The sequence below is a fragment of the Mesorhizobium sp. WSM4307 genome, from assembly GCF_007003945.1.
In the GTDB taxonomy this organism is placed as follows: Bacteria; Pseudomonadota; Alphaproteobacteria; order Rhizobiales; family Rhizobiaceae; genus Mesorhizobium.
On the sequence record NZ_VFTB01000009.1, the window covers coordinates 114,016 to 138,167 of the forward strand.

The following is a 24,152-nucleotide window of genomic DNA, read 5'->3' on the forward strand; positions in this document are numbered from 1 at the left end:
CGTCCCCTCTCGCTCCTCCCTGCTGATGGCCCCGGCGCTGGTCTGGTTGACGGCGCTGATGGTGGTGCCGTGCGCGCTGGTGCTGGCGCTCGCCTTCTTCCGCCGCGGCATTTATGGCGGCATCGACTACACCTTCACGCTGGAGAATTTCGGGCTGGTCTTCGACCCGCTCTATGCCGGCATTTTCCTGAAGTCGGCGCGCATCGCCGGCACCGCCACCCTGATCGCGGTGGTGATCGGCTACGCCGCCGCCTACGCCATCTCCGCTGCCCCGCGCCGCTGGCAGCCTGTGTTCCTGTTCTTTGCCGTGCTACCGTTCTGGTCGAACTATTTGATCCGCACCTATGCCTGGATCGTGCTGCTCAACCGCGAAGGCCTGATCACGCAGCTCCTGCGCTGGCTCGGCTATACCGGCGAACCGCCGTCAATGCTCTATACCGAAGGCGCGGTCATCGCCGGCCTCGTCTACAACTATCTGCCCTTCGTCATCCTCGCCTGCTACGCGCCGCTGTCGCGGCTCAACCCCGAACTCGCCGAAGCCTCGCGCGATCTCGGCGCCTCGGCCGCCACCACATTCCGCCGTGTCATCCTGCCGCTGACCGTGCCCGGCATCGCCGCCGGCGCCGTCTTCGTCTTCGTGTTGTCGATCGGCAATTTCGTCACCCCGGCGTTGCTCGGCGGCGGCCGATTCCAGATGATCGGCAATCTCGTCTACGACCAGTTCCTCACCGCCAATGACTGGCCCTTCGGCGCCGCCTTGGCGATGGCGCTGATCGCCATCATGCTGCTGGTCCTGATGGCGCAGGCGCTCGCCGCCGACCGTGCCTCGGGGCGGGCGGCGCAGGCCGGGGGAGGCGCGGATGGCTGAGCGCCCCCCTGCGACGCGGCGCACGCTGTGGCTCGTGCTGAGCCTGGTCTTCGCCTTCCTCTACATCCCCATCGCCGTGCTGGTGGCACTCTCCTTCAACGAAGGCGGGCTGCCGACGGCCTGGTCTGGCATCTCGCTGAAATGGTACGCCTCGCTGGCCAACAATTCCGCGATCCTGTCGGCCGCCCTCAACACGCTGATCGTGGCGCTGGTCTCCACCGCCATCGCCACCTTGCTCGGCACGCTGCTGGCGATCGGCGTCGAGATGCGCCGGCAGTATGGCAAGGGGCTGGAAGCCCTGATCTTCGCGCCGATGATCATTCCCGACATCGTGCTGGCGATCGCGCTGCTGTCGTTCTTCTCCATGCTCAATTTGACCATGGGCCTGCACACAATCATCCTCGCCCATGTCGTCTTCAACCTCGCCTTCGTCTGCTCGGTGGTGCGCGCAAGGCTGAAGAGCTTCGACTGGTCGATCGTCGAGGCCTCCGCCGATCTCGGCGCCTCCGCGCTCACCACCTTTCGGCGCGTGACCTTGCCGGTCATCGCGCCTGCCGTGATCGCCGGCGCGCTGCTCGCCTTCACGCTGTCGGTCGACGAGTTCATCATCGCCTTCTTCACCGCTGGCGCCGGCCGTGCCTCGACCACGCTGCCGATGCAGATCTACGCCATGATCCGCTTCGGCATCACACCTGAGATCAACGCGCTGGCGACCATCGTCATGGCCGTAAGCATCACCGCGCTGACCCTGTCGCAGCGGCTTAACAGGGGAATGATCGGCCAATGAGCGAACCGCGCACGCTGTTGGCCATCGATGATGTGTCGAAGAATTTCGGCCGGGTCACCGCCGTTGACGGCATCTCGCTCGATATCCGGGAGAACGAGTTCTTCGCGCTGCTTGGACCCTCCGGCTGCGGCAAGACCACGCTCTTGCGCATGCTGGCCGGTTTCGAGACCCCGAGCGACGGGCGCATCCTGCTCGACGGCAAGGACATCGCCAGGACCCCGCCCAACAAGCGGCCGGTCAACCTGATGTTCCAGTCCTACGCGCTGTTCCCGCATATGAGCGTGCGCGCCAATGTCTCCTATGGGCTGGAGATGGAGCGCTTGCCGGCTAACGAAATCCGTTCCCGCGTCGACGCCATCCTGGGGACCACCGAGCTCGTCCCCTTCGCCGACCGCAGGCCGGAGCAATTGTCGGGCGGCCAGAAGCAGCGCGTCGCGCTGGCCCGCGCCCTGGTCAAGCGGCCAAGGCTGCTGCTGCTCGACGAGCCGCTCGGCGCGCTCGACAAGAAACTGCGCGGCGCCATGCAACTGGAATTGAAACGCCTGCAGCACGAGGTCGGCATCACTTTCGTCATCGTCACCCACGATCAGGAAGAATCGCTCGTCATGGCCGATCGCATGGCGGTGCTCAAGGATGGCAAACTGTTGCAATGCGACACCCCGCACACGGTCTACGAGCATCCGGCCGACCGTTTCGTCGCCGACTTCATCGGCGTGATGAATTTCATCCCGGGCAAGGCGTCAGCCGATGGTGTGGTGGCCGTGAATGGCGCGCGCATTGCCGGTAAGGTTCCCGCGACGCTCACGCCCGGTGCTTCGGCCGTAGCTTCGGTGCGGCCGGAACGCATCCGGCTATTCCCATCGATCGAGACCGCCAACCGCACCATCGGCACGATCGAGGCGCTGGCCTATCACGGCCTCGATCTGCAGCTGCATATCCGCACACCGCTGTCGCCAAAGCCGTTCCTGGTGCGCGTCACCGCGGACGCAGCCGACCGCCGGCCAGTGTCGTCGGGCGACCAGGTCGAACTCGGCTGGGATGCCGCTGATGTCAGAATTTTCGCAGAATAGGAGAAGCTTGATGGCGCAGAAGACGATCGCCTTTTTCCCGGAAGCCGCCTACGGCCCGGCGCTCAATTCCGTCGGCATCGCCCAGGCCGTCGAGGCGCGCGGCCACAAGGCGGTGTTCCTATCCGATCCCGGCTTCGTCGAGGTCTATCGGGGCTACGGCTTCGAGGCGCATCCGGTGAACCTGTCCGAGCCGATGCCGCCCGAGCAGATGGCGAAATTCTGGGAGGATTTCATCAACGGCCACATCCCGAATTTCCGCAAATCGCCCTACGACCAGGTCGACAATTACGTCAAGGATTGCTGGACGGCGATCGTCGACAGCGCCAAATGGGCGCAGAAGGATCTGCCGGGCGTGCTGGCCGCCATCAAGCCCGATGTCATCTGCGTTGACAATGTCATCCTGTTCCCAGCCATAAAACAGTTCGGCAAGCCATGGGTACGCGTCATCTCCTGCTCGGAAAACGAGATCGAGGACGAGGACATCCCGCCGCATCTCTCCGGCTGCGGCGAGAACGACCATGCCGGCCACCAGCGCTACCGCGACCACTTCAACGCGGTGATCAAGCCGATCCATGACGACTTCAACGCCTTCCTGAAGGCCAACAAGGAGGCGCCTTACCCGATCGGCCAGTTCTTCGAGGCCTCGCCCTATCTCAATTTGCTGCTCTATCCCGAAGCGGCGAAGTTCAAGCGCCGCCATCCGCTCGACCCGGTGAAATTCCAGTATCTCGAAGGCTGCGTGCGGCAGGAGAAGCCCTATGCGGTGCCCACCTTCGCGAAGAACAATGACGGGCCGCTGCTCTATGTCTCCTTCGGCAGCCTCGGCGCCGGCGATGTCGAGCTCTTGAAGCGCATCATCGCCACGCTGGGCAAGACCCGCTACCGCGCGCTGGTCAATGTCGGCGGCTACAAGGATCAGTATACGGACGTGCCCGGCAACGTCATCGTCGAGAGCTGGTTCCCGCAGCCTTCGGTGATCCCGCAGGTCGATGCCGTCATCCACCATGGCGGCAACAACTCGTTCACCGAGTGCCTCTATTTCGGCAAGCCGGCGATCATCATGCCCTATGTCTGGGATGGTCACGACAACGCCACCCGCGTCGAGGAAACCGGCCATGGCTTCGGCATGCCGCGCTACGACTGGAGCGATACCGATCTGGTCGCGAAGATCGAGGCCTGCCTGACCGATCCCCAGATGAAGGCGAAGCTGGCGAGGACATCGGCACAGATGCACGCGCAGAGCGGGCCTGAGAAGGCTGCCGGTTTGCTGGAGGCGTTGCTGTGACCTCTTCCGCTCCGCACCTCCACCAGGCATCCACCCGCACCGATCTCGTCGACTGGGGCGCCCAGCCGGATGCATTGGAAGGCGCGTCGCATTCCACCGGCAGGCTGCTGCACAAGGGCCCGAACAACCAGCCGGAATCCGGCATCTGGGTCTGCACGCCGGGCCGCTGGCGGCTCTCGATCCCGCGCGACGAACTGTGCCATTTCGTCGTCGGCCGCGCGACCTACCGCTCGCATGTCGGCGAAGTGATAGAAGTCTCGGCCGGGACCGTGGTCATGTTCCCCGCCGGCTGGACGGGCGAATGCACGGTGCACGAGACCATGCGCAACGTCTACATGCTGGCCTGACGCCGCGACACCGGGAGCAAGACATGTCGACACCGCACTGGCCACAGGCCTCGAGCGTGGAACTGGAGGATTGGGGCGCGGGCAGCAACACGCTTGCCGGCGCGCCGCGCGCCTCCGGCAAGATCCTGTCGCAGAATCCGGACGGGTCGAGCGAATGCGGCCTGTGGTCGTGCACGCCGGGCACCCGCAAGGTCACCTTCGCCACCGACGAGTTCTGCCACTTCCTGTCCGGTCACGGCAGCTATGTCCACGAGCACGGCGAACAGATTCCGGTCGAGGCCGGCACGCTGGTGTTCTTTCCGGCCGGCTGGACCGGCATTTCCATCGTCACGCAAACGCTGACCAAGGCCTTCATGTGCCGGTGAGCATCATTTCAAGGAAATCCATATGACCACGCCCATCATGCAATCGCCGCTCGCCGTCACCGACCTCGTCGACTGGGGCATCATCCCGACGATGATCGAGGGCCAGTCCCACACCTCGGGCAAGCTGCTCCACAAGGGACCGGAAGGCCGCTCCGAATGCGGGTTGTGGGTCTGCACGCCGGGCAAATGGCACTGCCACGTCACCCGCGACGAGTTCTGCCATTTCCTCGAAGGCCGCTGCACCTATGTGCACGAATCGGGCGAGGTGATCGAAATCGAGCCGGACACGGCGGCTTTCTTCCCACAGGACTGGAAGGGCGTCTGCACCGTCCATGAGACCATCAAGAAGGTCTACATGATCCGCTGAGCGGATCTGAGAGGATGTCCATGCATTTCTCCCCTGACCGGCCGACCTTCTTCGTCAATCCGGACTACCTGCCGATGGCGGGTGCAAACAAACCGGTGATCGATCCGGCCACGCTGGAAACGGTCGGCGCCATCGCCGCGGCCAGCGATGGTGAGATCGATACTGTGCTCGCCGCCGCGACCGGGGCGCAGGCCGCCTGGAAAAGGCTCGATGCCAAGAGCCGGGCGAAGCACCTGCATGCCGTAGCCAACGCCATCGAGGCCGCCGATTTCACCCGCTGCGCCGAGCTGATGGTGCGCGAGATGGGCAAGCCCTATCCGGAAGCCATCGGCGAGATCGCCAATTGCGCGCCGATCTTCCGCTACTATGCCGAGATGGCGCGCGACGACGCCGGCAAGATCGCCGGCACGACGCAGGCCGGCTCGTTCCAATATGCGCGCTACGAGCCCTATGGCGTCTCCGTCCACATCATGCCCTACAATTTTCCGATCCTGCTGATGTGCTGGACCGTGGCGGCATCGCTTGCCGCGGGCAATGCCTGCATCGTCAAGCCGGCCGAGGCGACGACGCTGTCGACGCTGGACTACATGAGCGTGTTCCGCTCGCTCCCGGCAGGCCTGGTCTCCTGCCTGCCAGGCGGCGCGGGCACGGCCCAGGCGCTGATCACGTCCGACCGCACCCATGCGGTTGCCTTCACCGGCTCGGTCGCCGCCGGCAAGGCGGTGGCCGTCGCCTGCGCCGAACGCATGAAGCCTTGCGTCATCGAGGCCGGCGGCAGCGACCCGCTGATCATCAGCGAACACGCGCCGCTGGAGGTCGCCGCGGCCGGCAGCGTCACCGCCGCCTTCCACCTCACAGGCCAGGTCTGCACTTCGGCCGAGCGCTTCTTCGTCGTCGATGCCGTGCATGACCGCTTCGTCGAGTTGTTTGCCGAAAGGACACGCGCGCTGCGCATCGGCAATGGCATGGACAAGGCCGAGATCGGCCCCCTGGTCAGCGAAGCGGCTCGAGCCAAGGTCATGCGTCTTGTCGATGACGCCATTGCCCATGGCGCCGAGGCCGTCACCGGCGGGCGCATCCCGCCGTCGCACGACACCGGCTGGTTCTACGAGCCGACGATCCTGACTGGCGTCACCCCTGGCATGGCGATCGTGCGCGAAGAGTGTTTTGGGCCGGTCGCCGCCATCTGCCGCGTGAAGGATTTCGACGAGGCGATACGGCTTGCGAATGACAGCCCGTTCGGGCTCGGCGCCTCGGTGTTCACCACCGACCTCGCCGAAGCGCATGAGGCGGCCGAACGGCTCGAAGCCGGCATGGTCTGGGTCAACAACCCGCTGATCGACAATGACGCCCTGCCCTTCGGCGGCTGGAAGGCGTCAGGCCTCGGCCGCGAACTGGGACGGCAGGGGCTCGATGCCTTCCGTCGCTCGAAGATGGTCATCATCGACCACAGACCGGCGATCCAGGACTGGTGGTATCCCTACCCCGACAACTGGTTCCGCGAGACCGGCGGCCGCAAGCACGTGTGAGGGAATGGCGCGGCAACACCGCGCGGCTCGACGAGGTTTACGCCTCGGCCTCCCAGGAGCCGGTCTCGGCCATCCGCTTCAGCAGCGGAGCCGGCTTGAACACGTCCTTGCCGGTCCGCTTGTGCCACTGGTCGAGCCGTTCGACGATCTTTGCCGGCCCTTCGAGACCGGCCCAGAACATCGGGCCGCCCTTGCCGATGGGAAAACCGTAGCCATTGGCCCAGACGACATCGATGTCGGAGGCACGGGCCGCGATCTTCTCTTCGAGGATTTTCGCTCCCTCGTTGACCAGGGGATAGAGCGTGCGCTCGATGATTTCTTCCGCGCTGATCGCGCGCGGCGCAATGCCCTTCTCAGCAGCCTTGTCGCGGATCAGCGCCTCGACCTCCGGATCTGGAACGCCTGCCCTTGCGCCGGCTTCGTAGAGATAGAAACCCCGACCAGTCTTCTGGCCGAAACGTCCCAGTTCGCACAGCGTGTCGGCGATAACGGCCGTCAGGCCGCGCGCCTTGCGGTTGCGCCAGCCAATGTCGAGGCCGGCGAGATCGCCCATCTGGAACGGGCCCATCGGCCAGCCGAAATCGGTGAAGACCTTGTCGATCTGGCTGGGTGTCGCGCCCTCCAGCAGCAGCGCTTCCGATTCCGAACCGCGTGCGGCCAGCATGCGGTTGCCGACGAAGCCGTGGCAGACGCCGACGACGACCGCCACCTTGCCGATCCGCCGCGCGAGATCGACCACCGTCGCCAGCGCATCCGGCGCGGTCTTGTCGGCCCGCACGATCTCCAAGAGCTTCATGACATTGGCCGGCGAGAAGAAATGCAGGCCGAGCACATCCTGCGGCCGCGAGATCGAGCCGGCGATTTCATTGATGTCGAGATAGGAGGTGTTGGTGGCGAGGATGGCGCCCGGCTTGGCGATAGCATCCAGCTTGCCGAAAACCTGCTTCTTCACCGCCATGTCCTCGAACACCGCCTCGATGACCAGGTCGCAATCGGCGAGATCGGCATAGTCGGTCGAGCCCTCGAACTGGGCGAGCCGCTGACGCTTGGCGTCTTCGGTCAGGGAACGGCGCGAAACGGAGACGGCATAGTTCTTCTCGATCATGCCCAGCCCGCGCTGCAGCGCTTCCGCGCTGGTTTCCAGCAAGGTGACCGAAAAACCGCCATTGGCGAAGGCCATGGCGATGCCGCCGCCCATGGTGCCGGCGCCGATGACGCCGACGCGGGCAATCCTGCGCTTGGGCGTGTCCTTGCCGGGAAGCTTCGCCGCCTCGCGTTCGGCGAAGAACAGGTGCCGTTGCGCCCGCGACTGGTCGCTGGCGACCAGTTTCGCGAACAGCGCGCGCTCCGCCGCCAGCGCCTCGTCGAAGGGTAGCGTGAGGGCGTTGCGCACGGCTTGCGCGCAGGCGACCGGCGCTTCCAGCCCGCGCGCTTTCCTGGCGAGGTCCGCCGCCTCGGCGTCGAAAGCCGCCAGATCGGTTTCCCCAAGCCCGTCATTGCGATCGCGCACCGGCGTGAACGGACCACCCTTGCGGGCGATTTCCCGGGCGAAGTTCACGGCATGCGTGGTGAGGTCGCCTTCGAAGACAGCGTCAACGAGCCCGGCTTCATGCGCCTCGTCGGCACCGACCGGCGAACCCGAGACAATCATCTTCAGCGCCTTCACCGCGCCGACCAGGCGCGGCAGCCGCACCGTGCCGCCGCCGCCCGGCAAGAGGCCGAGCTTCACTTCGGGCAGGCCGAGTTTGGCGCCGGCATCGGCAACGCGGAAATGACAGCCGAGCGCCAGTTCCAGCCCGCCGCCGAGCGCGGTGCCGTGGATGGCGGCGACCGTCGGTTTGGCGATGGTTTCCAGCATCGCAACGGTGGCGCGCAGATCAGGCTGCTGCACCGGCTTGCCGAATTCGGTGATGTCGGCGCCGGCGACAAAGGTCCGCCCGGCGCAGGCAATCACGATGGCCGTGACCGAAGCGTCATCGCGCAAGTCGACAAGCGCCTGCATCAGCGGCTCGCGGGCATGGAAACTCAGTGCATTGACCGGCGGATTGTCGATGGTGACGATGGCGACGCCATTGTCGTTCACGACGCTGACAGAATTGGACAAGCAGAGCCCTCCCGGGACCGACTGAGATCGCGGAAGGGTTTACTAGGCCGCGCCGCGAATGGGAACCCGCTGTTGGGCTGGCCCAACGTTTGGCGGCGCGACGGGCTGCCCCAGAAGCTTGCGGCGATGCTCGCCGGACGCTCGGGAACGGCGATCACCGCACCGCCTTTTCCCCGCCTGCCGCCGTAATCACCCCGACGATGATCAGCCCCGTCAAAAGCAGGCGAACGCCCGCGCTGACCCCGAATGTGTTGAGCATGGTCAAGAGCAGCACCAGAAACAGCGCCGCGCCCCACACGCCGGGCACATTGGCCTTGCCGCCGGCCACCGACGTGCCGCCGATGACGACGACGGCGATCGAGGCGAGCAGATATTCATTGCCGATATCGACATTGGCGCCGCGGAAATAGCCGGCGAGCAGCGCGCCGTCGATGCCGCCGAGCGCGCCCGACAGCGTGTAGGTGAGGAAGCGGATGCGGCCTACATTGACGCCGGCGAGCCATGCGGCGCGGATGTTCTGGCCGATCGCCAGCACCGAGCGGCCATAGATCATGCGCTGCAGGGCGATGGCCGCGCCGATGGTGAACAGCACGGTCAGCACCGCCAGCACCGGAATGCCCAGGATCTGCCAGTTGGTGAAATCGGCAAAGCCGGGCGGCGGCTTGATCTGCAGCCCACGCCCATAGCTGATGTCGATCGACTGGATGATGAAGCTCGCCGACAAGGTGGCGATGATCGGCGGAATGCGCAGCGCCCAGATCAGCAGATAGTTGACCGCGCCGATCGCCGCGCCGCATGCGAGCGCCGCCAGAAGGCCTACAACGATCATGGAATCGCTGCCGGCCATCACTTTCATGGCGACCGCGCTGGCGAGGCCGATATTGGCCGGCAGCGACAGGTCGACATTGCCGGGCCCAAGCGTGATGACGAACATCTGGCCGACGCCGACGATGACCGTGAACACCGCGAGCGACAACGCCGCCGTGACCATGCCGCCGGCGCCGTAGCCGCCGGTGAAGGCGATCGTCGCCAGCCACACGACAAGCGCGCCGAGGAACGACCATACCCAGGGCTTGCCGGCCAGCGATCTAACCAGGATCATCGCTTACCTCTCCCTGCGGCTGATCAGCACCCGCGCCGCCAGCACGATGATCAGGATGGCGCCGTTGGCGGCCACCTGCCAGTCCGGCGGAATGTGCATGAAGGTGAGCAGCGGCGAGGCGGCCAGCGCCAGTGTCAGCGCGCCGATCACCGCACCGATCGGCGACACCCGGCCGCCGACGAATTCACCGCCGCCGAGGATGACGCCGGCGATCGACAGCAGCGTATAGCCATTGCCGATATTGGCATCGGCCGAGGTAGTGATGCCGATCAGCGCCATGCCCGACAGCACGCCGAACACGCCTGCCAGCGCGAACAGCACGATCTTGGTTTTGAGCAGCGACCAGCCGGCGCGCTTGAGCGCGGCCGCATTGCCGCCGGAGCCGCGCAGGATTACGCCATAGGAGGTGCGCATCAGGCCGAAATGGACGATGAGGCCTATCAGCAGCGCCGTGATGATCGGGAACGGCACGAAGGGCGGCTTGAACGACATGATCGCCAGCAGCCAGTCCGGCGCCTTGCCGCCGGGCTTGGGCAGGACGAGGATGGCGAGCCCCTGCCAGACGAAACTCATGCCGAGCGTCACCACGATCGACGGCAGATTGCGCAGGCGGATCAGCGCGCCGAGCAGCGCATAGACGCCGATCGAGCCAACCAGGATGGCGACGCCGATGAGCGGCGCGTCCTTCAGCCAGGTCGCGGTGACGCAGCCGACGAAACCGACGAAGGTGCCGATCGACAGGTCGAGCTCATTGCCTGAAATGACGAACATCTGCGCGATCGTCGCCAGCGCGATCGGGATCGCCAGGTTCAGCATCAGGCTGAAGCCGAAATAGCTGATGGCGCGTGGGTTGAGCCAGGCGATGGCGAGCAGCACCAATGCCAGCGACAGCGCCGGCAGCAGCCCGCGCAGCAGGCGGGCACGGGCCAGCGCGCCACGCTCGGCGGAGCTCCTGGTGGGGGCGTCGAGGCTGGCGGCGGTCATCTCAGGCCGCATCGCCGAAGGAGGACTGGATGATCTTCTCCTCGGTCAATTCGTCGCGACCCAGATTGGCGACGATGCGGCCGTTCTTGAAGACATAGACATGGTCGCAATTGTCGAGTTCCTCGGTTTCCGTGGTGTACCAGAGGAAGGTGCGGCCGCGGCCAGCCTCCTCGCGCACGAGGTCGTAGACTTCCAGCTTGGTGCCGATATCGACGCCGCGCATCGGATCGTCCATCAGCACGATCTGGGCATCCGAGCCGAGCGCGCGGGCAAACAGCGCCTTCTGCTGGTTGCCGCCCGAAAGCGAGAAGATGTTGTTGTTCATGTCGGGCGTGCGGATGCCGATCTTCTTCTGCCAGAACTGGGCCAACTCGGCCTCGCGCCGCGGCGAGATCAGCAGCCCGTTGCGCAGCCGCGCCAGCGATCGGATGCCGATGTTCTCGGCGATCGACCATTGCGGGAAGATCCCGTCCGACTGGCGGTCCCCGGCGACCAGCGCCACCGGCGCGGTCACTTCGATCCCGGTCCTGGCGCGGGAGGCGGCAGCGAAGATCGCCAGCAACAGGTCGGTCTGGCCGTGTCCCGCCAGCCCGGCAAGGCCGATGATCTCGCCGGCGCGGGCGACAAGGTCGGCGCCGTCCTTCTGCGCGGCGGGACGCGCCCGCACCCGCAACGGACCGTCAGCCGGCTTGGCCGCGGCAATCTCGGCGGCGATCTTCTGGCGCGCTTCCGCCCCGCCCATCGCGGTCACCAGCCGGTCGCGGTCGAAGGCATTCGCCGCATCGGCGACCACCACCTTGCCGTCGCGCATCACCACGATGCGGTCGGCATTCCTGAGCACCTCGCCCAGAACATGCGAGATCAGGATGCAGCTCTTGCCGCCGGCGATGAAGCGGCGCACGAAGGCCAGCAATTGGCCAGCCGTGTGCGCGTCCAGCGATGATGTTGGCTCGTCGAGGATGACGAGGTCGAGCCTGTCCTGCGTCACCGTGAAGGCGCGCGCCACCTCGACCATCTGACGCCGGCCGATCGACAGGTCGCCGACAATATCCCAGGCCGAGATGCCGTGATCGGGAAAGATCTCGTCAAGCTTGGCGGTGATCAGCGCGGCCGCCTTGCGCCGCCAGCCGAGGCCCGAGAGCGAGGCATGGTTGATGCGCGTGTTTTCGGCGACGCTGAGATTGGGGCACAGCGACAGTTCCTGGAACACGCAGCGTATGCCGAGCTTTTGCGCCCGCGACACCGCGTAGTTGTCCTCGATGCCCCCATGCACGCCGATCTGGCCGCTGTCGGGCGTGAGTGTGCCCGCGACCATGTGCATCAGCGTCGATTTGCCGGCGCCATTGTGGCCGACCAGGCCGACGCATTCGCCGGGCCGGACGTGGAAGTCCACCCCGCCCAGCGCGCGAACGGCGCCGAAATATTTTTCGGCGCCGTTCAGTCTGATGATGTCAGCGTTCCCTTCGGGCATGCCTAGATATATCCGCGCGATGGTACGAAGGGCAACGCAAGCGCGACATTCACTTGATGTTGGCCTTGATCGCCGCGAGGGCGTCTTCCTGCGTGTATTCGTGGGTGGCGACGCCGCCTTCCTTGATCTTCGGCAGGGCTGCCTCGAAGTCGTCCTGGGTGAAGGCCAGATACGGCACCAGCAGGTCGTGCGGAATGTCCTTGCGGCCATCGAGCACCTGCTGCGCCACCCAGAAGGCGAGCGACGACACGCCGGGCGCGATCGAAGCCGACCAGGTCTTGTAGCCGTCCTTGTCCTTCTGTTCCTTCCACCACTTCAGCTCGTCCTGCCGGTTGCCCATGATGATGGTCGGGCGCGGCTTGCCGGCGGCGGCGAAAGCCTGTGCGGCGCCATAGCCGTCACCACCCTGGTCGACGATGCCCACGATATCGGGCAATGAGGGCAGGATGGTCGCGACCGCTTTCTGCGCCGTCGTCTGATCCCAGTCGCCGGTCACCGAGCCGACGATCTTGAACTCGGGATGCGCGGCGACGCCTTCGAGGATGCCGGCATGGATGGCATCGTCGATCGAGGTGCCGGCCAGGCCACGGATTTCCAAAAGGTTCCCGCCCTTGGGCTGGAACTTGGCCATCTGCTCGACTTCCTGCTTGCCCATGTCCTTGAAGTCGACGACGACGCGGTAGGCACAGGGCTCCGTGACGGTGCCGTCGAAGGAGACGACCGTGATGCCGGCGTCGCAGGCCTGCTTGATGGCGCCGTTGAGGGCGTCCGGCGAGGCGGCGTTGATGACGATGGCGTCGTAACCCTGCAGGATCAGGTTCTGCACCTGGGCCGCCTGCGTCGGCACTTCCTTGTCGGCGGTGGTGAAGATGTCGGCCGCGCCGACGATCTTGTCTTCAACCGCCTTCTTGGTGACGATGCCATAGCTGTCGAGCATCGCCTGCCGCCACGAATTGCCGGCGTAATTGTTGGAGAATGCGATCTTCTTGCCGCTGGTATCGGCAAGTGCCGTGCCCGATGCGAGCATCGCGGCAAGAGCGCTCAGAGCTAACAGTTTCTTCATGTTCATACTCCTCCCAAGAGTTGCTGGTCGTGCGGATTTTAGGTGGAAAGTCGCGCCTGCGTTCCTGTTTTTTATCGATTGTCAGACAAATGAAGATGGCATAGCGGCCTGTCAACTGCAATCCGCAAAGCCTGCCGATCAACTTGCGGTGCGCCAATTGAAATGGCGTCGGTGGATGGGTAAGCCATGCGCACAGGAGGCCAACAGAGATGGCAGTGACGCCGATCGTTCCCCCGGGCGCGCCGGGCATTCCGGCGCGCTGGACGTCGAGCGCCAAGAGCGGCGTCGGGACGTCGCTTTCGCCGGCCGGCCACATCTGGTTCACCATCAGCCACGGCATCCTCAACGAAGTCTACTATCCACGGCTCGACAGCGCCTGCACGCGCGATCTCGGCCTGATCGTCACCGGTCCCGGCGGCTATTTCTCGGAAGAGAAGCGCGATGCCGCGCATGAAATCGAGCCCTTCGAGGCCGGCGTGCCCGCCTACCGGCTGGTCAACACCGCCGGCGACGGCGCCTACCGCATCGAGAAGCGCATCCTCTGCGACCCGGCGCAACCCGTGCTGCTGCAGGAAATCACCTTCACGGCGCTTAAAGGTGCTCCCGGCGATTACCGCGTCTACGCGCTTCTGGCGCCGCATCTGGTCAATGCCGGCATGGGCAACACCGCCTGGGTCGGCGACCACAAGGGACAGCCCGTGCTGTTCGCCTCGGGCCGCGGCTCTTGCCTGGCGCTGGCCTCGTCGCTGCCCTGGCGGGATTGTTCAGCCGGCTACGTCGGCTTCTCCGACGGCTGGCAGCAACTCAATCATACCGGCATCCTCGATCCGGCTTGCCAACGGGCAGAAGACGGCAATGTCGCGCTGACCGGCGAGATCGGCTTTTCGCCGACCAAGACAAAAGCCGTGCTGGCGCTGGGTTTCGGCGCGACAGCGGACGAGGCCGCCGAAAATGCCTTCGCCAGCCTGAAGACGGGCTTTGAGCCCGCCGCCAAGGCCTATGTCCAGAATTGGCGCAAATGGCAGGCGGGACTGCTGCCGCTGGACCGGCACGCGGCATCCGGCATCAACACCTATCGCGCCTCGACCGCGGTTCTGGCGACGCACCGCTCCACCGCCATGCCGGGCGCGGCGGTCGCCAGCCTGTCCATCCCCTGGGGCTTCAACAAGGGCGACGACGATCTCGGCGGCTACCATCTGGTCTGGCCGCGCGATCTGGTCGAGACGGCGGGCGGCTTTCTCGCCGCCGGCGATGCCGGCTCGGCGCTGCAGATCCTCGAGTATCTGCGCTCCATCCAGCAGCCGGACGGACATTGGCCGCAAAATGCCTGGCTCGACGGGTCGGCCTATTGGCCCGGCATCCAGATGGACGAATGCGCCTTCCCGCTGCTTCTGGCCGACGCCCTGCATCGCGCGGGACACCTGCCCCGCGCCAGGCTTGCCGCTTTCCTGCCGATGATCGAGCGCGCCGCGACCTATGTCGTGCGCAATGGACCGGTCACCGGCGAGGATCGCTGGGAAGAGGATGCCGGCTACAGCCCGTTCACGCTGGCCGTGGAGATCGCGGCGCTGCTTGCCGCGGCCGACCTGCTCGATGCCTGCGGCAAGATGGACGAAGCAATCTATCTGCGCGAGACATCGGATGGCTGGAACGACCAGGTCGAACGCTGGACCTATGCCACCGACACGGCCATCGGCAAGGCGGCCGGCGTCAAAGGCTATTATGTCCGCATCGCGCCGCCCGACAGCACCGAGGCCGCCTCGCCGAAGGACGGCTATGTACCGATCAAGAACCGGCCGCCCGGTGACACAAACCGCCCGGCGCAGGAAATCGTCAGCCCGGACGCGCTGGCGCTGGTGCGCTTCGGCCTGAGGTCGGCTGATGACCCGCGCATCGTCGATACGGTCCAGGTCATCGACGCGCAGTTACGCTGCGCGCTGCCGCAAGGCTCGCTCTGGTATCGCTACAATGGCGACGGCTATGGCGAACACCAGGACGGCGCCCCTTTCGACGGCACCGGCCAGGGCCGGCCATGGCCGCTTCTGGCCGGCGAACGCGCCCATTATGAACTGGCGGCGGGGCGCAAGGACAAGGCAGCCAATCTTCTGGCGGCATTGGAAGGTTCGGCCGAGCCCGGCGGCCTGCTTCCGGAGCAGGTCTGGGACGGCGCCGACCTGCCCGAGCGCGAATTGCTGCACGGCCGCCCTTCGGGCAGCGCCATGCCGCTGGTCTGGGCGCATTCCGAGCATATCAAGCTGCTGCGCTCGCTGCGCGACGGCGTTGTCTTCGACATGCCGCCGCAAGGCGTGAAGCGCTACATCCAGGGCAAGACCACATCGCCGTTCAGGACCTGGCGCTTCAACAACAAGATCCGCACGCTGCCCGAGGGCAAGACGCTGCGCATCGAATTGCTGGCAGCGGCCACGGTGCACTGGAGCAGCGACAATTGGGCAACCGCCCATGACAGCCAGACGGCGGAAAATGCCTTCGGCATCCATCTTGCCGATCTTCCCACCGCCAGCCTCCGCGGCGGAAGCACGCTGATCTTCACTTTTTTCTGGCCCGGAACCGGCGATTGGGAGAATGTCGACTTCTCCGTCACATCAGGCGAGCGGGATAGCGGCTAGATCCTTCCTCGACAAACCCAGAAAATCTCTAGGAAACAGGACGAAACCATGCAGATCGGAATGATGGGACTGGGCCGGATGGGCGCCAACATGGTGCGGCGCCTGATGCGCGATGGCCATGAATGCGTCGTCTACGACATCAACCCGGCAAGCGTCGCGGCCCTGGTGAGCGACGGTGCGCTGGGCACGGCATCCCTGACGGAATTCGTCGGCAAGCTCGCCAAGCCGCGCTGTGTCTGGCTGATGCTGCCGGCGGCGATCACCGGCAAAATCATCGATCAGGTCTCGGTCCTGATGGAGCCCGGCGACATCGTCATCGACGGCGGCAATTCCTACTATCATGACGCCGTCGACCAGGCGGCGAAACTGGCCACCAAGGGCATCCATCTTGTCGATGTCGGCACCAGCGGCGGTGTCTGGGGCCTCGAGCGCGGCTACTGCCTGATGATCGGCGGTCCCGACGTTGCGGTGCAGCACCTCGATTCGATCTTCGCCACGCTGGCGCCCGGCGCCGATGCCGGCGCGCCGGCTCCCGACAAGGCCGCCGGCACCGCGCCCTTCGGTTACCTGCATTGCGGGCCGAGCGGCGCCGGCCACTTCGTCAAGATGGTGCACAACGGCATCGAGTATGGCGTCATGGCCGCCTATGCCGAAGGCATGAACATCTTGAAGTCGGCCAATGCCGGTAAGCGGCAACGCACGGCCGACGCCGAGACCAGCCCGCTGGAAAACCCGCAATACTACCAGTTCGACATCGATCTTCCGCAGGTGGCCGAGGTCTGGCGGCATGGCAGCGTCATCGGCTCCTGGCTGCTCGATCTCACCGCCGGCGCGCTGAAGGGCGACCCGGGCCTGGCGCAGTTCGGCGGCCGGGTTTCGGATTCGGGCGAAGGACGCTGGACGCTGAAGGCCGCGATCGACACCGGCGTGCCGGCGCCGGTGCTGTCCTCGGCGCTGTTCGACCGCTTCTCCTCGCAAGGCGAATCCGAATTCGCCGACAAGCTGTTGTCCGCCATGCGCTATGCCTTCGGCGGCCATGTCGAAAAGCCGAAGGCCGGCAAGTGACGCGGCCTGGGGAGACGCACGCATGAGCCAGGAACGGTCCGACACGCTGGTGCTCTTCGGCGCCACCGGCGACCTCGCCCACAAGAAGATATTTCCGGCCCTTTACCAGATGGTCGCCAAGGGCACGCTCACCGAACCGGTGATCGGCGTCGCCTTCGACGCCTGGGACATCAAGCAGTTGCAGGCCCGCGCCCGCGACGGCATCGTCAACGCCATCGGCAAGATCGACGAGAAGGTGTTCGCCAAATTCGCCTCGCTGCTGCGCTATGTCAGCGGCGACTACCGCGATCCGGCCACCTTCGAGAAGCTGAAGACCGCGCTTGGCACCGCCCAGCGGCCGCTGCACTACATGGCGGTGCCGCCGACCATGTTCGAGACTGTCGTGCAAGGATTGGAGCAGTCGGGCACCGCGCGTGGCGCGCGGCTGATGGTGGAAAAGCCGTTCGGCCATGATCTGCAGTCGGCGCGCTGGCTGAACCGCGTGCTGCATCTGGTGTTCGACGAGCAGTCGATCTTCCGCATCGACCACTATCTCGGCAAGGAAGCGATCCAGAACCTGCTTTATTTCCGCTTCGCCAATTCCTTTCTCGAGCCGATCTGGAACCGCAATTTCGTCGAGAGCGTGCAGATCACCATGGCCGAGGATTTCGGCGTCGAGGGCCGCGGCCGCTTCTATGACGATGTCGGCTGCATCAGGGATGTCATCGAGAACCATCTGCTCAACATCCTCTTGCTGCTGGCCATGGAGCCGCCGGTCGGCCGCTCGGCCGACGACCTGATCGACGAGAAGGTGCAGGTTCTCAGGGCGATACGGACACTGACAAAAGACGATGTCGTGCGCGGCCAGTTCACCGGCTATCTCGCCGAGCCCGGCGTGAAGCCGAATTCGCCGGTCGAGACCTTCGCGGCGGTGCGCTTCTTCGTCGACACCTGGCGCTGGCAGGATGTGCCTTTCTTCATCCGCGCCGGCAAGAACATGCCCGTGCATGTCACGGAAGTGGTGGTGCGGCTGAAGCGCCCTCCGCTCGACGTCTTCGACCCGATCAAGCCCGCCGACCAGAACTACGTGCGTTTCCGCATCGACCCGCAAGTGGTGATCGCCATCGGCGCGCAGCGCAAGGCACCCGGCGACGACATGGTCGGCGAACAGGTGGAACTCACGGCGCTCGACGACAGCAAGGCCGACATGCCGCCTTACGAGCGCCTGATCGGCGACGCCATGAACGGCAATGGCCAGCTCTTCACCCGCCAGGACGCGGCCGAGCTTGCCTGGCGCATTGTCGGGCCGGTGCTCGGCGACACCACGCCGCCGCATCTCTATGAGCCGAAGACATGGGGGCCGGCCGACGCCATGGCCGGCTTCGGGCCTCCCAACGGCTGGATCGACCCGGTGGCATGAGCGGAGGAGAGACGATGGCCAAGGCGGTGAAGCAGACGGCATCGGACGCCGGGCAGATCGTGCTTTCGATCGACATTGGCGGCTCGCACGTCAAGATCCTGACCAGCGCCGGCGGCGCCGAGCGCCGGGACGATTCCGGCCCGGACCTGACGCCGCAGCAGATGATCGACAAGGTGAAGAAGCTCGCCGAGGGCCTGTCCTACGACGTCATCTCGATGGGCTATCCCGGCCCGGTGCGTCACAACAAGCCGGTGCTCGATCCCAAGAATCTCGGCAAGGGTTGGGCCGGCTTCGATTTCGACGCGCAGTTCGGCAAGCCGGTCAAGGTGGTCAACGATGCGTTGATGCAGGCTATCGGCAGCTATGAAGGCGGGCGCATGCTGTTCCTCGGGCTGGGAACCGGCCTTGGTGCGGCGATGGTCTTCGACAATGTCGGCCAGCCGATGGAGCTCGCCCATCTTCCCTACAGGAAAGGCCGAAGTTTCGAGGACTATGTCGGCGAGCGCGGCCTGGAAAAGTACGGCAAGAAGAAGTGGCGCAAATACGTCGTCGACGTCGTCACCCGTCTGCGCGCCGCCCTGCAGCCAGATTATGTCATCATTGGCGGCGGCAATGTCGATAAGCTCGACGAGTTACCGGCCGAGGCCAGGCGCGGTGACAACACACGCGCCTTCGAAGGCGGATTTCGTCTGTGGCGAGACAAGGCGCTGATTGTCTGATATTATTACTGTTTAGTATAGTTGTTCAAAATAACGTGTGACGCCGCGCTTAATCATTGCGTTGCGCAGATTTGCCGACTAGGAATTTCGCGCACTAACCCGCGCGCTCCACTGGATACGCTTGAAGACCCTTCAGCATTTTTTGATTTGTGCCTCGTCCTTTCGAAAACGATCCCCATTTTCGAGGCCGGGCACCATAGACGGAGGAAACATTGACCGACGATAGCAACGACGCTCGCATCGACCTTCTCGAGCTGACCGCCCACATCGTATCCGCCTACGTTGAGAAGAACCGCCTGCCCGCCTCCGGCCTGGCCGACCTCATCGCCAGCGTCGCCACCTCGATCGGCGGGCTCAGCAAGCCGGCGGTGCCGGTGGCGGCTCCCCTGGTTCCCGCGGTCAACCCGAAGAAGTCGGTGACGCCGGATTTCATCATCTGCCTCGAAGACGGCAAGAAGTTCAAATCACTGAAGCGCCATCTCGGCGTGCATTTTGGCCTGACGCCGGACGCCTACCGCGCCAAATGGGGCCTGCCCTCGGACTATCCGATGGTTGCTCCCAACTATGCGGCCTCGCGCTCGCAACTGGCGAAGTCCATCGGACTCGGCCGCAAGGTCGAGGTGGCGCCTGTCAAGGCCAAGGGCCGCAGGGCGAAGGTTTCGGCCTGAGCATTCAGGCCTGAGCCAATATTTAGGACGACTGGAACAGAAGCCTGCCGGCGAAACCGCCTTGGCAGGCTTCCTGCTTTTGTGGCTTGGATAGACCGGACAAAGGTCATGTGGGGGAAGCCATGAACTACACCAGGATGGTGATCGAGAAAGAGGCGCCGGAGGAGTACGGCTACGACCGCATCTGCTTCAACCTGTCCGAGAGCTCGATCGCCGACCAGAAGCTCTCCGACATCGGCCTGTCGCTGCCTGACCTCACGCTGTTCTATGGCGAGCATCGCGGCGACAAGGACTTGCGTGCGCTGATCGCGGCGCAGGATGCCGGCATCTCGTCTGACGATGTGCTGGTCACCGCCGGCGCCGCCGGCGCGCTGTTCATCATCTCGACATCGCTGCTGTCGGCGAGCGACCATCTCGTCGTCATCCGGCCCAACTACGCCACCAACATCGAAACCCCACGCGCGATCGGCTGCGCCATCAGCTTTGTCGATCTCGCCTTCGAGGACGGCTTTGCCATCGACGTCGACGCCATCGAGGCGGCGATGCGGCCGAACACCAGGCTGATCAGCGTTACGTGCCCGCACAACCCGACAGGCACGATGATGGGCCAGGCCGATCTCGACGCGCTGGTAGCGCTCGCGGAAAGCCGCAACTGCCATTTGCTGGTCGACGAGACCTATCGCGACCTTTCCTATGGCCGGCGCCTGCCGTCGGCGGCCTCGCTGAGCCCGAAGGCAATCAGCGTCGCGTCGCTGTCGAAGGCCTTCGGCATTCCAGGCATCCGCATCGGCTGGCTGATCACCAGGGATCCAGCGCTACAGGAGACGTTCCTTGCCGCCAAGGAACAGATCGGCATCTGCGGCAGCGTCATCGACGAAGGCATTGCGCGCGGCATGCTCGAACGCCGGGACGCCTTCCTGGGAGCGCTGCTGCCCGAAATGGCGAAGCGTCGAGACATCGTCCAGGCCTGGATCGACCGCGAGCCGCTGGTCGACTGGGTGCGGCCCGAAGGCGGTGTCGTCGGCTTCCCGCGCCTCAATGTCGAACCCGGCTTCGATCTCGACCGCTTCTATGTGGACCTGCTGGAAAACCATGGCACCTATGTCGGGCCCGGCCACTGGTTCGAGATGGAAAAGCGCTTCTTCCGCGTCGGCTTCGGCTGGCCGACGGAGGCCGAGTTGCGAGGCGGGCTCGACGCCATTTCGGCGGCACTTCGGCAGTAACGTCCTTGTGCGATGGACGCAACGGGCTGAGAATCCCTTGATCCAGTGCCGATTTTCGCACACATCGCGCATCGAACTTTGCTAGACGTTCCATTGGTCGGACCAGCGCCCATCCGGGAAGTGCCCCGCCGGCATCGCATCGGCCCGAAAGTGCATTTCCGATTTTCGCAAAGCACGATGCGAAACCAAACAGTGTTGGAGCGAACTTTGTGCGTCCAATTGGACGTCGCTCCAATGCCATCGCAACGGGGCCTTTATTCATGACATCCCTGCAAACTTCACCTGAGCAGCGTTACGCGGCCTTCCGGCACAAAGCCTTCCTCAGCTACTGGACGGCGCGCTTTCTCACCACTTTCGCGACCATGATCGTCTCCGTCGCCGTCGGCTGGCAGGTCTATGATTTGACCCGCGATCCTTTCGACCTCGGCATTGTCGGCATCGTCCAGTTCCTGCCGTCCCTGCTTCTGGTGCTGGTCACCGGCGTCGTCGCCGACCGCTTCGGACGCCGGCTGATCATGGCGCTGTCGACGGTGATCGAGGGCACATGCGCCCTCATTCTGCTGGTCCTGACGCTGCGCGGTCTCGCCAGCCCGCTGCCGATCTTCGCCGTGCTCGCGATGTTCGGCACGGCACGGGCCTTTTACGGCCCGGCCTCGTCCTCGCTGTTCGCCAATCTGGTGCCGCCGGAGGATTTCGGCAACGCGATTGCCTGGAACTCGTCCGCCTGGCAGACGGCGACCATCGTTGGACCGGTTGCCGGCGGCCTGCTCTACGGCGTTTCTCCGGAGGTCGCATACGCCAGCGCCGCCATCCTGATGCTGGCTGCCGCCCTTTTGATTTTCACCATTCCCAGGCCCGCCCAGCGGACCGCCACCGACAAGCCCTCCATGGCGACGCTGTTTGCCGGCTTCCGCTACATCTGGAGCGAGAAGATCGTGCTTGGCGCCATCTCGCTCGACCTGTTCGCCGTGCTTCTCTCCGGCGCCTCGGCATTGCTGCCGGTCTATGCGCGCGACATCCTGCAGCTCGGCCCGTGGGGCCTCGGGCTGCTGCGTTCGGCGCCGGGCATTGGCGCCATCTGCGTGGCGGTGTGGCTCGCCGGGCATCCGATCCGCAACCATGCCGGCGTGATCATGCTCGGCTTCGTCGCTGCATTCGGCGCCTCCACCGTGCTGTTTGGACTGTCCACCCTCACCTGGCTGTCGATCGTCGCATTGGCCCTCCTCGGCGCCACCGACATGTTCAGCGTCTATATCAGGGAGACGCTGATCCAGCTGTGGACGCCGGACGAGGTGCGCGGCCGCGTCAACGCCGTCAACCAGGTCTTCGTCGGCGCCTCCAACGAGGTCGGCGAATTCCGTGCCGGCACCATGGCGGCGCTGATCGGCACCGTCCCTGCGGTGGTGATCGGCGGCGTCGGCGCCATCGCGGTCGCCGGCCTGTGGGCGTATCTGTTCCCGCAATTGCGCAAGGTTCGCCACCTCGACGGGCGCAACTGACGCTCGCCGATGGCCGGCAAGATACCTCACCCTGTCACAGGAAATCCCATGATCACGTGCTACCTGAAATATGTCATCGACCCTTACAAGCTTGCCGAGTTTGAAGAATATGGCCGCCGCTGGATCGGTCTGGTCAATCGCCTCGGCGGAAACCATCATGGCTATTTCCTCCCGAGCGAAGGAGCCAACAATATCGCCTATGCCATGTTCAGCTTTCCGAGCCTTGCCGACTACGAGGACTATCGCATGCGGATGGCGGCTGACCCGGAATGCCAGGATGTGTTTGAAGCGGAAAAACGCAATCGCAGCATTTTGAGCTATGAGCGCAGCTTCATGCGGCCGGTGCTCGAACCCTAGAATAACAGTCCGCCCGGAATTGCGAAACGGACGGAGCTATCGCACCGCCGGCCTGCCGAACACCATGCGCAGGAATTCGTCCAGCCAGCGCTTCAGATGCATGTCCCAGATCAGCCGGCCGCCGAGGTGATCGCGGCCGGGCTGCGCGCCCGGCAATTCGAAGCGATGCGCGCCGCGCACCACCCAGCGCTGCATCATCACCCGGGTCAGTTCGCCATGGAACTGTATGCCCCAGGCATTGTCACCGTAGCGGAAGGCCTGGTTGGGATAGGTCTCGGCCGTCGCCAGCAGCGTCGCGTCGCGGGGCAAGGAAAAGCCCTCGCGGTGGAACTGGTAGACCATTTCGGGCCAGTGCATCAGTTTCTTGCCGGCCTCGGTCGCCTTGATCGGATACCAGCCGATCTCGACCAGCCCTTCGCCGTGGCCCTCGACCTTGCCGCCGAGATGGTTGACCAGCATCTGCGCACCGAGGCAGATGCCCAGGCACGGCCGGTTTTCCCTGAGCGGGATTTCCAGCCAGTTGGTCTCGCGGCGAACGAACTCATCCTCGTCATTGGCGCTCATCGGTCCGCCGAACACCACCGTGCCGGCATGGTCGTCCAGCGTCTCCGGCAAGGCGTCGCCGAGCGGCGGCCGGCGGATATCGAGCTCGAAACCCTCCTCGATGAGCATATGGCCGACACGTCCGGGGCTCGAATTCTCCTGATGCAGCACGATCAGGATTTTTGGCTTCGAGCTCGTTGCGCGCGGCATCGTCAGGCGGGATCCCGTCTATTCGTCGCTCGAAATTCCGCGCGCGCCCGGCGCCTGCGCCGCCGCCTTGCGGCGCGCCTCGACCCGGTCGTGGCGTTCGACGCCAATCAGTTCGGCGACGCGCCACACCGTATTGTCCTCGAGTTCGTGCAACTCGCCATCGGCATAGACGATCTCCCACATCAGGCCGATAAAGGCCTTGCGCCCGTCCGCGTCGAGATGGCGCTTGAGCACGCTGGTGAAGGCATAGAGGTCGATCGCCTCATTGTCGGCCCGCTCGCCGGCAGCGGCGAGCGCTTCGAGTTCGGCGCCGCTGATCGAGTAGCTCTCGGAGAGCACGGCCTTGAACCGCTCCCATTCGACATCCTGGCGCACGCCGTCGGCATTCATCACATGGTAGAGCAGCGCCGAGGCGGCGACGCGCGGATCGTCCGTGCTGGTATGCGCCCCGGCGCCGGCCGGCAAATCCCTGAGAAACGATAGAACGCGTTCGAACATCA

The 24,152-nt window shown here is 65.0% G+C and carries 23 protein-coding genes; 16 read left to right on the forward strand and 7 right to left on the reverse strand.

From position 1 onward, the window contains the following. Positions 1 to 25 precede the first annotated feature (25 nt). The 8 genes from FJV83_RS22330 to FJV83_RS22365 are packed head-to-tail and all read left to right on the forward strand — an operon-like array spanning position 26 to position 6,618. Positions 26 to 868: an ABC transporter permease gene (locus FJV83_RS22330; RefSeq protein ID WP_142886531.1), complete on the forward strand. Its 843-nt coding sequence runs from the start codon at positions 26 to 28 to the stop codon at positions 866 to 868. Continuing rightward, entirely contained in the window at positions 861 to 1,655 is a 795-nt protein-coding gene (locus tag FJV83_RS22335; RefSeq protein ID WP_142886503.1) for an ABC transporter permease, read from the forward strand. Before FJV83_RS22330 ends, FJV83_RS22335 begins: the two co-directional genes overlap by 8 nt. Further along, positions 1,652 to 2,725, forward strand: a complete 1,074-nt coding sequence (locus tag FJV83_RS22340) for an ABC transporter ATP-binding protein (protein WP_142886502.1) — start codon at positions 1,652 to 1,654, stop codon at positions 2,723 to 2,725. The genes FJV83_RS22335 and FJV83_RS22340 overlap by 4 nt, the downstream gene beginning before the upstream one ends. A 10-nt stretch (positions 2,726 to 2,735) precedes the next feature. Continuing rightward, positions 2,736 to 4,010, forward strand: coding sequence for a glycosyltransferase (locus FJV83_RS22345; protein WP_142886501.1), 1,275 nt, complete (start codon positions 2,736 to 2,738; stop codon positions 4,008 to 4,010). Then, positions 4,007 to 4,357 carry a cupin domain-containing protein gene (locus FJV83_RS22350; RefSeq protein WP_095788892.1) on the forward strand — a complete coding sequence of 117 codons (351 nt, stop codon included), beginning with the start codon at positions 4,007 to 4,009 and terminating at the stop codon, positions 4,355 to 4,357. The genes FJV83_RS22345 and FJV83_RS22350 overlap by 4 nt, the downstream gene beginning before the upstream one ends. 23 nt (positions 4,358 to 4,380) lie before the next feature. Further along, positions 4,381 to 4,722 carry a cupin domain-containing protein gene (locus tag FJV83_RS22355; RefSeq protein ID WP_095774731.1) on the forward strand — a complete coding sequence of 114 codons (342 nt, stop codon included), beginning with the start codon at positions 4,381 to 4,383 and terminating at the stop codon, positions 4,720 to 4,722. A gap of 22 nt (positions 4,723 to 4,744) precedes the next feature. Next, a complete protein-coding gene (locus FJV83_RS22360; protein ID WP_095774732.1) occupies positions 4,745 to 5,089 on the forward strand; it encodes a cupin domain-containing protein in 345 nt (114 codons plus the stop codon). Between the two features lie 20 nt (positions 5,090 to 5,109). Beyond that, positions 5,110 to 6,618, forward strand: coding sequence for an aldehyde dehydrogenase family protein (locus tag FJV83_RS22365; protein ID WP_142886530.1), 1,509 nt, complete (start codon positions 5,110 to 5,112; stop codon positions 6,616 to 6,618). A gap of 37 nt (positions 6,619 to 6,655) precedes the next feature. Here the strand turns inward: FJV83_RS22365 and FJV83_RS22370 are convergent, their stop codons facing one another. From FJV83_RS22370 to FJV83_RS22390, 5 genes are all read right to left on the reverse strand, one after another. After that, positions 6,656 to 8,722, reverse strand: coding sequence for a 3-hydroxyacyl-CoA dehydrogenase NAD-binding domain-containing protein (locus FJV83_RS22370; protein WP_142886500.1), 2,067 nt, complete (start codon positions 8,720 to 8,722; stop codon positions 6,656 to 6,658). 154 nt (positions 8,723 to 8,876) lie between these two features. After that, positions 8,877 to 9,824: an ABC transporter permease gene (locus FJV83_RS22375; RefSeq protein WP_095788895.1), complete on the reverse strand. Its 948-nt coding sequence runs from the start codon at positions 9,822 to 9,824 to the stop codon at positions 8,877 to 8,879. A gap of 3 nt (positions 9,825 to 9,827) precedes the next feature. After that, complete coding sequence (locus FJV83_RS22380; protein WP_185973426.1) at positions 9,828 to 10,808, reverse strand: ABC transporter permease; 981 nt, start codon at positions 10,806 to 10,808, stop codon at positions 9,828 to 9,830. A 1-nt stretch (position 10,809) separates the two neighbouring features. Next, positions 10,810 to 12,279: a sugar ABC transporter ATP-binding protein gene (locus FJV83_RS22385; protein ID WP_142886498.1), complete on the reverse strand. Its 1,470-nt coding sequence runs from the start codon at positions 12,277 to 12,279 to the stop codon at positions 10,810 to 10,812. A 49-nt stretch (positions 12,280 to 12,328) separates the two neighbouring features. Then, positions 12,329 to 13,342, reverse strand: coding sequence for an ABC transporter substrate-binding protein (locus tag FJV83_RS22390; RefSeq protein ID WP_142877831.1), 1,014 nt, complete (start codon positions 13,340 to 13,342; stop codon positions 12,329 to 12,331). 209 nt (positions 13,343 to 13,551) lie between these two features. Between FJV83_RS22390 and FJV83_RS22395 the strand changes: the two genes are divergently transcribed. The 8 genes from FJV83_RS22395 to FJV83_RS22430 all read left to right on the forward strand — a co-directional run bounded on the left by FJV83_RS22395 (position 13,552) and on the right by FJV83_RS22430 (position 22,899). Next, positions 13,552 to 15,969: a glucan 1,4-alpha-glucosidase gene (locus FJV83_RS22395; RefSeq protein WP_142886497.1), complete on the forward strand. Its 2,418-nt coding sequence runs from the start codon at positions 13,552 to 13,554 to the stop codon at positions 15,967 to 15,969. Between the two features lie 48 nt (positions 15,970 to 16,017). After that, a complete protein-coding gene (gnd, locus tag FJV83_RS22400) occupies positions 16,018 to 17,034 on the forward strand; it encodes a phosphogluconate dehydrogenase (NAD(+)-dependent, decarboxylating) (RefSeq protein ID WP_142877833.1) in 1,017 nt (338 codons plus the stop codon). Positions 17,035 to 17,056: 22 nt separating this feature from the next. Then, positions 17,057 to 18,433 carry a glucose-6-phosphate dehydrogenase gene (zwf, locus tag FJV83_RS22405; RefSeq protein WP_095774739.1) on the forward strand — a complete coding sequence of 459 codons (1,377 nt, stop codon included), beginning with the start codon at positions 17,057 to 17,059 and terminating at the stop codon, positions 18,431 to 18,433. 14 nt (positions 18,434 to 18,447) lie between these two features. Continuing rightward, positions 18,448 to 19,152, forward strand: a complete 705-nt coding sequence (locus FJV83_RS22410; RefSeq protein ID WP_095792223.1) for an ROK family protein — start codon at positions 18,448 to 18,450, stop codon at positions 19,150 to 19,152. 212 nt (positions 19,153 to 19,364) lie between these two features. Beyond that, positions 19,365 to 19,820 (forward strand): MucR family transcriptional regulator, encoded by a 456-nt coding sequence (locus tag FJV83_RS22415; RefSeq protein ID WP_095774741.1) that lies wholly within the window; start codon positions 19,365 to 19,367, stop codon positions 19,818 to 19,820. A 122-nt stretch (positions 19,821 to 19,942) separates the two neighbouring features. Beyond that, a complete protein-coding gene (locus tag FJV83_RS22420; RefSeq protein WP_142886496.1) occupies positions 19,943 to 21,043 on the forward strand; it encodes a pyridoxal phosphate-dependent aminotransferase in 1,101 nt (366 codons plus the stop codon). A gap of 260 nt (positions 21,044 to 21,303) precedes the next feature. Beyond that, positions 21,304 to 22,542 carry an MFS transporter gene (locus tag FJV83_RS22425; RefSeq protein WP_095788902.1) on the forward strand — a complete coding sequence of 413 codons (1,239 nt, stop codon included), beginning with the start codon at positions 21,304 to 21,306 and terminating at the stop codon, positions 22,540 to 22,542. 48 nt (positions 22,543 to 22,590) lie between these two features. Beyond that, on the forward strand, positions 22,591 to 22,899 hold the full coding sequence (locus FJV83_RS22430) for an NIPSNAP family protein (RefSeq protein WP_095774744.1): 309 nt from the start codon (positions 22,591 to 22,593) through the stop codon (positions 22,897 to 22,899). 36 nt (positions 22,900 to 22,935) lie between these two features. Here the strand turns inward: FJV83_RS22430 and FJV83_RS22435 are convergent, their stop codons facing one another. Beyond that, the gene (locus tag FJV83_RS22435) at positions 22,936 to 23,652 is read right to left on the reverse strand and encodes a glutamine amidotransferase (RefSeq protein ID WP_142886495.1); all 717 of its coding nucleotides are present in this window, start codon (positions 23,650 to 23,652) and stop codon (positions 22,936 to 22,938) included. 18 nt (positions 23,653 to 23,670) lie between these two features. Next, positions 23,671 to 24,150, reverse strand: coding sequence for a TerB family tellurite resistance protein (locus FJV83_RS22440; RefSeq protein ID WP_095774746.1), 480 nt, complete (start codon positions 24,148 to 24,150; stop codon positions 23,671 to 23,673). Positions 24,151 to 24,152: the final 2 nt, after the last annotated feature.

Bases quoted from the DNA above. Each gene is read 5' to 3' on its own strand.
- FJV83_RS22385 (WP_142886498.1), bottom strand. From the start codon at position 12,279: ATGCCCGAAGGGAACGCTGACATCATCAGACTGAACGGCGCCGAAAAA.
- FJV83_RS22420 (WP_142886496.1), top strand. From the start codon at position 19,943: ATGAACTACACCAGGATGGTGATCGAGAAAGAGGCGCCGGAGGAGTAC.
- FJV83_RS22365 (WP_142886530.1), top strand. From the start codon at position 5,110: ATGCATTTCTCCCCTGACCGGCCGACCTTCTTCGTCAATCCGGACTAC.
- FJV83_RS22330 (WP_142886531.1), top strand. From the start codon at position 26: ATGGCCCCGGCGCTGGTCTGGTTGACGGCGCTGATGGTGGTGCCGTGC.
- FJV83_RS22430 (WP_095774744.1), top strand. From the start codon at position 22,591: ATGATCACGTGCTACCTGAAATATGTCATCGACCCTTACAAGCTTGCC.
- FJV83_RS22390 (WP_142877831.1), bottom strand. From the start codon at position 13,342: ATGAAGAAACTGTTAGCTCTGAGCGCTCTTGCCGCGATGCTCGCATCG.
- FJV83_RS22435 (WP_142886495.1), bottom strand. From the start codon at position 23,652: ATGCCGCGCGCAACGAGCTCGAAGCCAAAAATCCTGATCGTGCTGCAT.
- FJV83_RS22380 (WP_185973426.1), bottom strand. From the start codon at position 10,808: ATGACCGCCGCCAGCCTCGACGCCCCCACCAGGAGCTCCGCCGAGCGT.
- zwf (WP_095774739.1), top strand. From the start codon at position 17,057: ATGAGCCAGGAACGGTCCGACACGCTGGTGCTCTTCGGCGCCACCGGC.
- FJV83_RS22395 (WP_142886497.1), top strand. From the start codon at position 13,552: ATGGCAGTGACGCCGATCGTTCCCCCGGGCGCGCCGGGCATTCCGGCG.
- FJV83_RS22425 (WP_095788902.1), top strand. From the start codon at position 21,304: ATGACATCCCTGCAAACTTCACCTGAGCAGCGTTACGCGGCCTTCCGG.
- FJV83_RS22335 (WP_142886503.1), top strand. From the start codon at position 861: ATGGCTGAGCGCCCCCCTGCGACGCGGCGCACGCTGTGGCTCGTGCTG.
- FJV83_RS22360 (WP_095774732.1), top strand. From the start codon at position 4,745: ATGACCACGCCCATCATGCAATCGCCGCTCGCCGTCACCGACCTCGTC.
- FJV83_RS22340 (WP_142886502.1), top strand. From the start codon at position 1,652: ATGAGCGAACCGCGCACGCTGTTGGCCATCGATGATGTGTCGAAGAAT.
- FJV83_RS22440 (WP_095774746.1), bottom strand. From the start codon at position 24,150: ATGTTCGAACGCGTTCTATCGTTTCTCAGGGATTTGCCGGCCGGCGCC.
- FJV83_RS22345 (WP_142886501.1), top strand. From the start codon at position 2,736: ATGGCGCAGAAGACGATCGCCTTTTTCCCGGAAGCCGCCTACGGCCCG.
- FJV83_RS22375 (WP_095788895.1), bottom strand. From the start codon at position 9,824: ATGATCCTGGTTAGATCGCTGGCCGGCAAGCCCTGGGTATGGTCGTTC.
- FJV83_RS22410 (WP_095792223.1), top strand. From the start codon at position 18,448: ATGGCCAAGGCGGTGAAGCAGACGGCATCGGACGCCGGGCAGATCGTG.
- FJV83_RS22355 (WP_095774731.1), top strand. From the start codon at position 4,381: ATGTCGACACCGCACTGGCCACAGGCCTCGAGCGTGGAACTGGAGGAT.
- gnd (WP_142877833.1), top strand. From the start codon at position 16,018: ATGCAGATCGGAATGATGGGACTGGGCCGGATGGGCGCCAACATGGTG.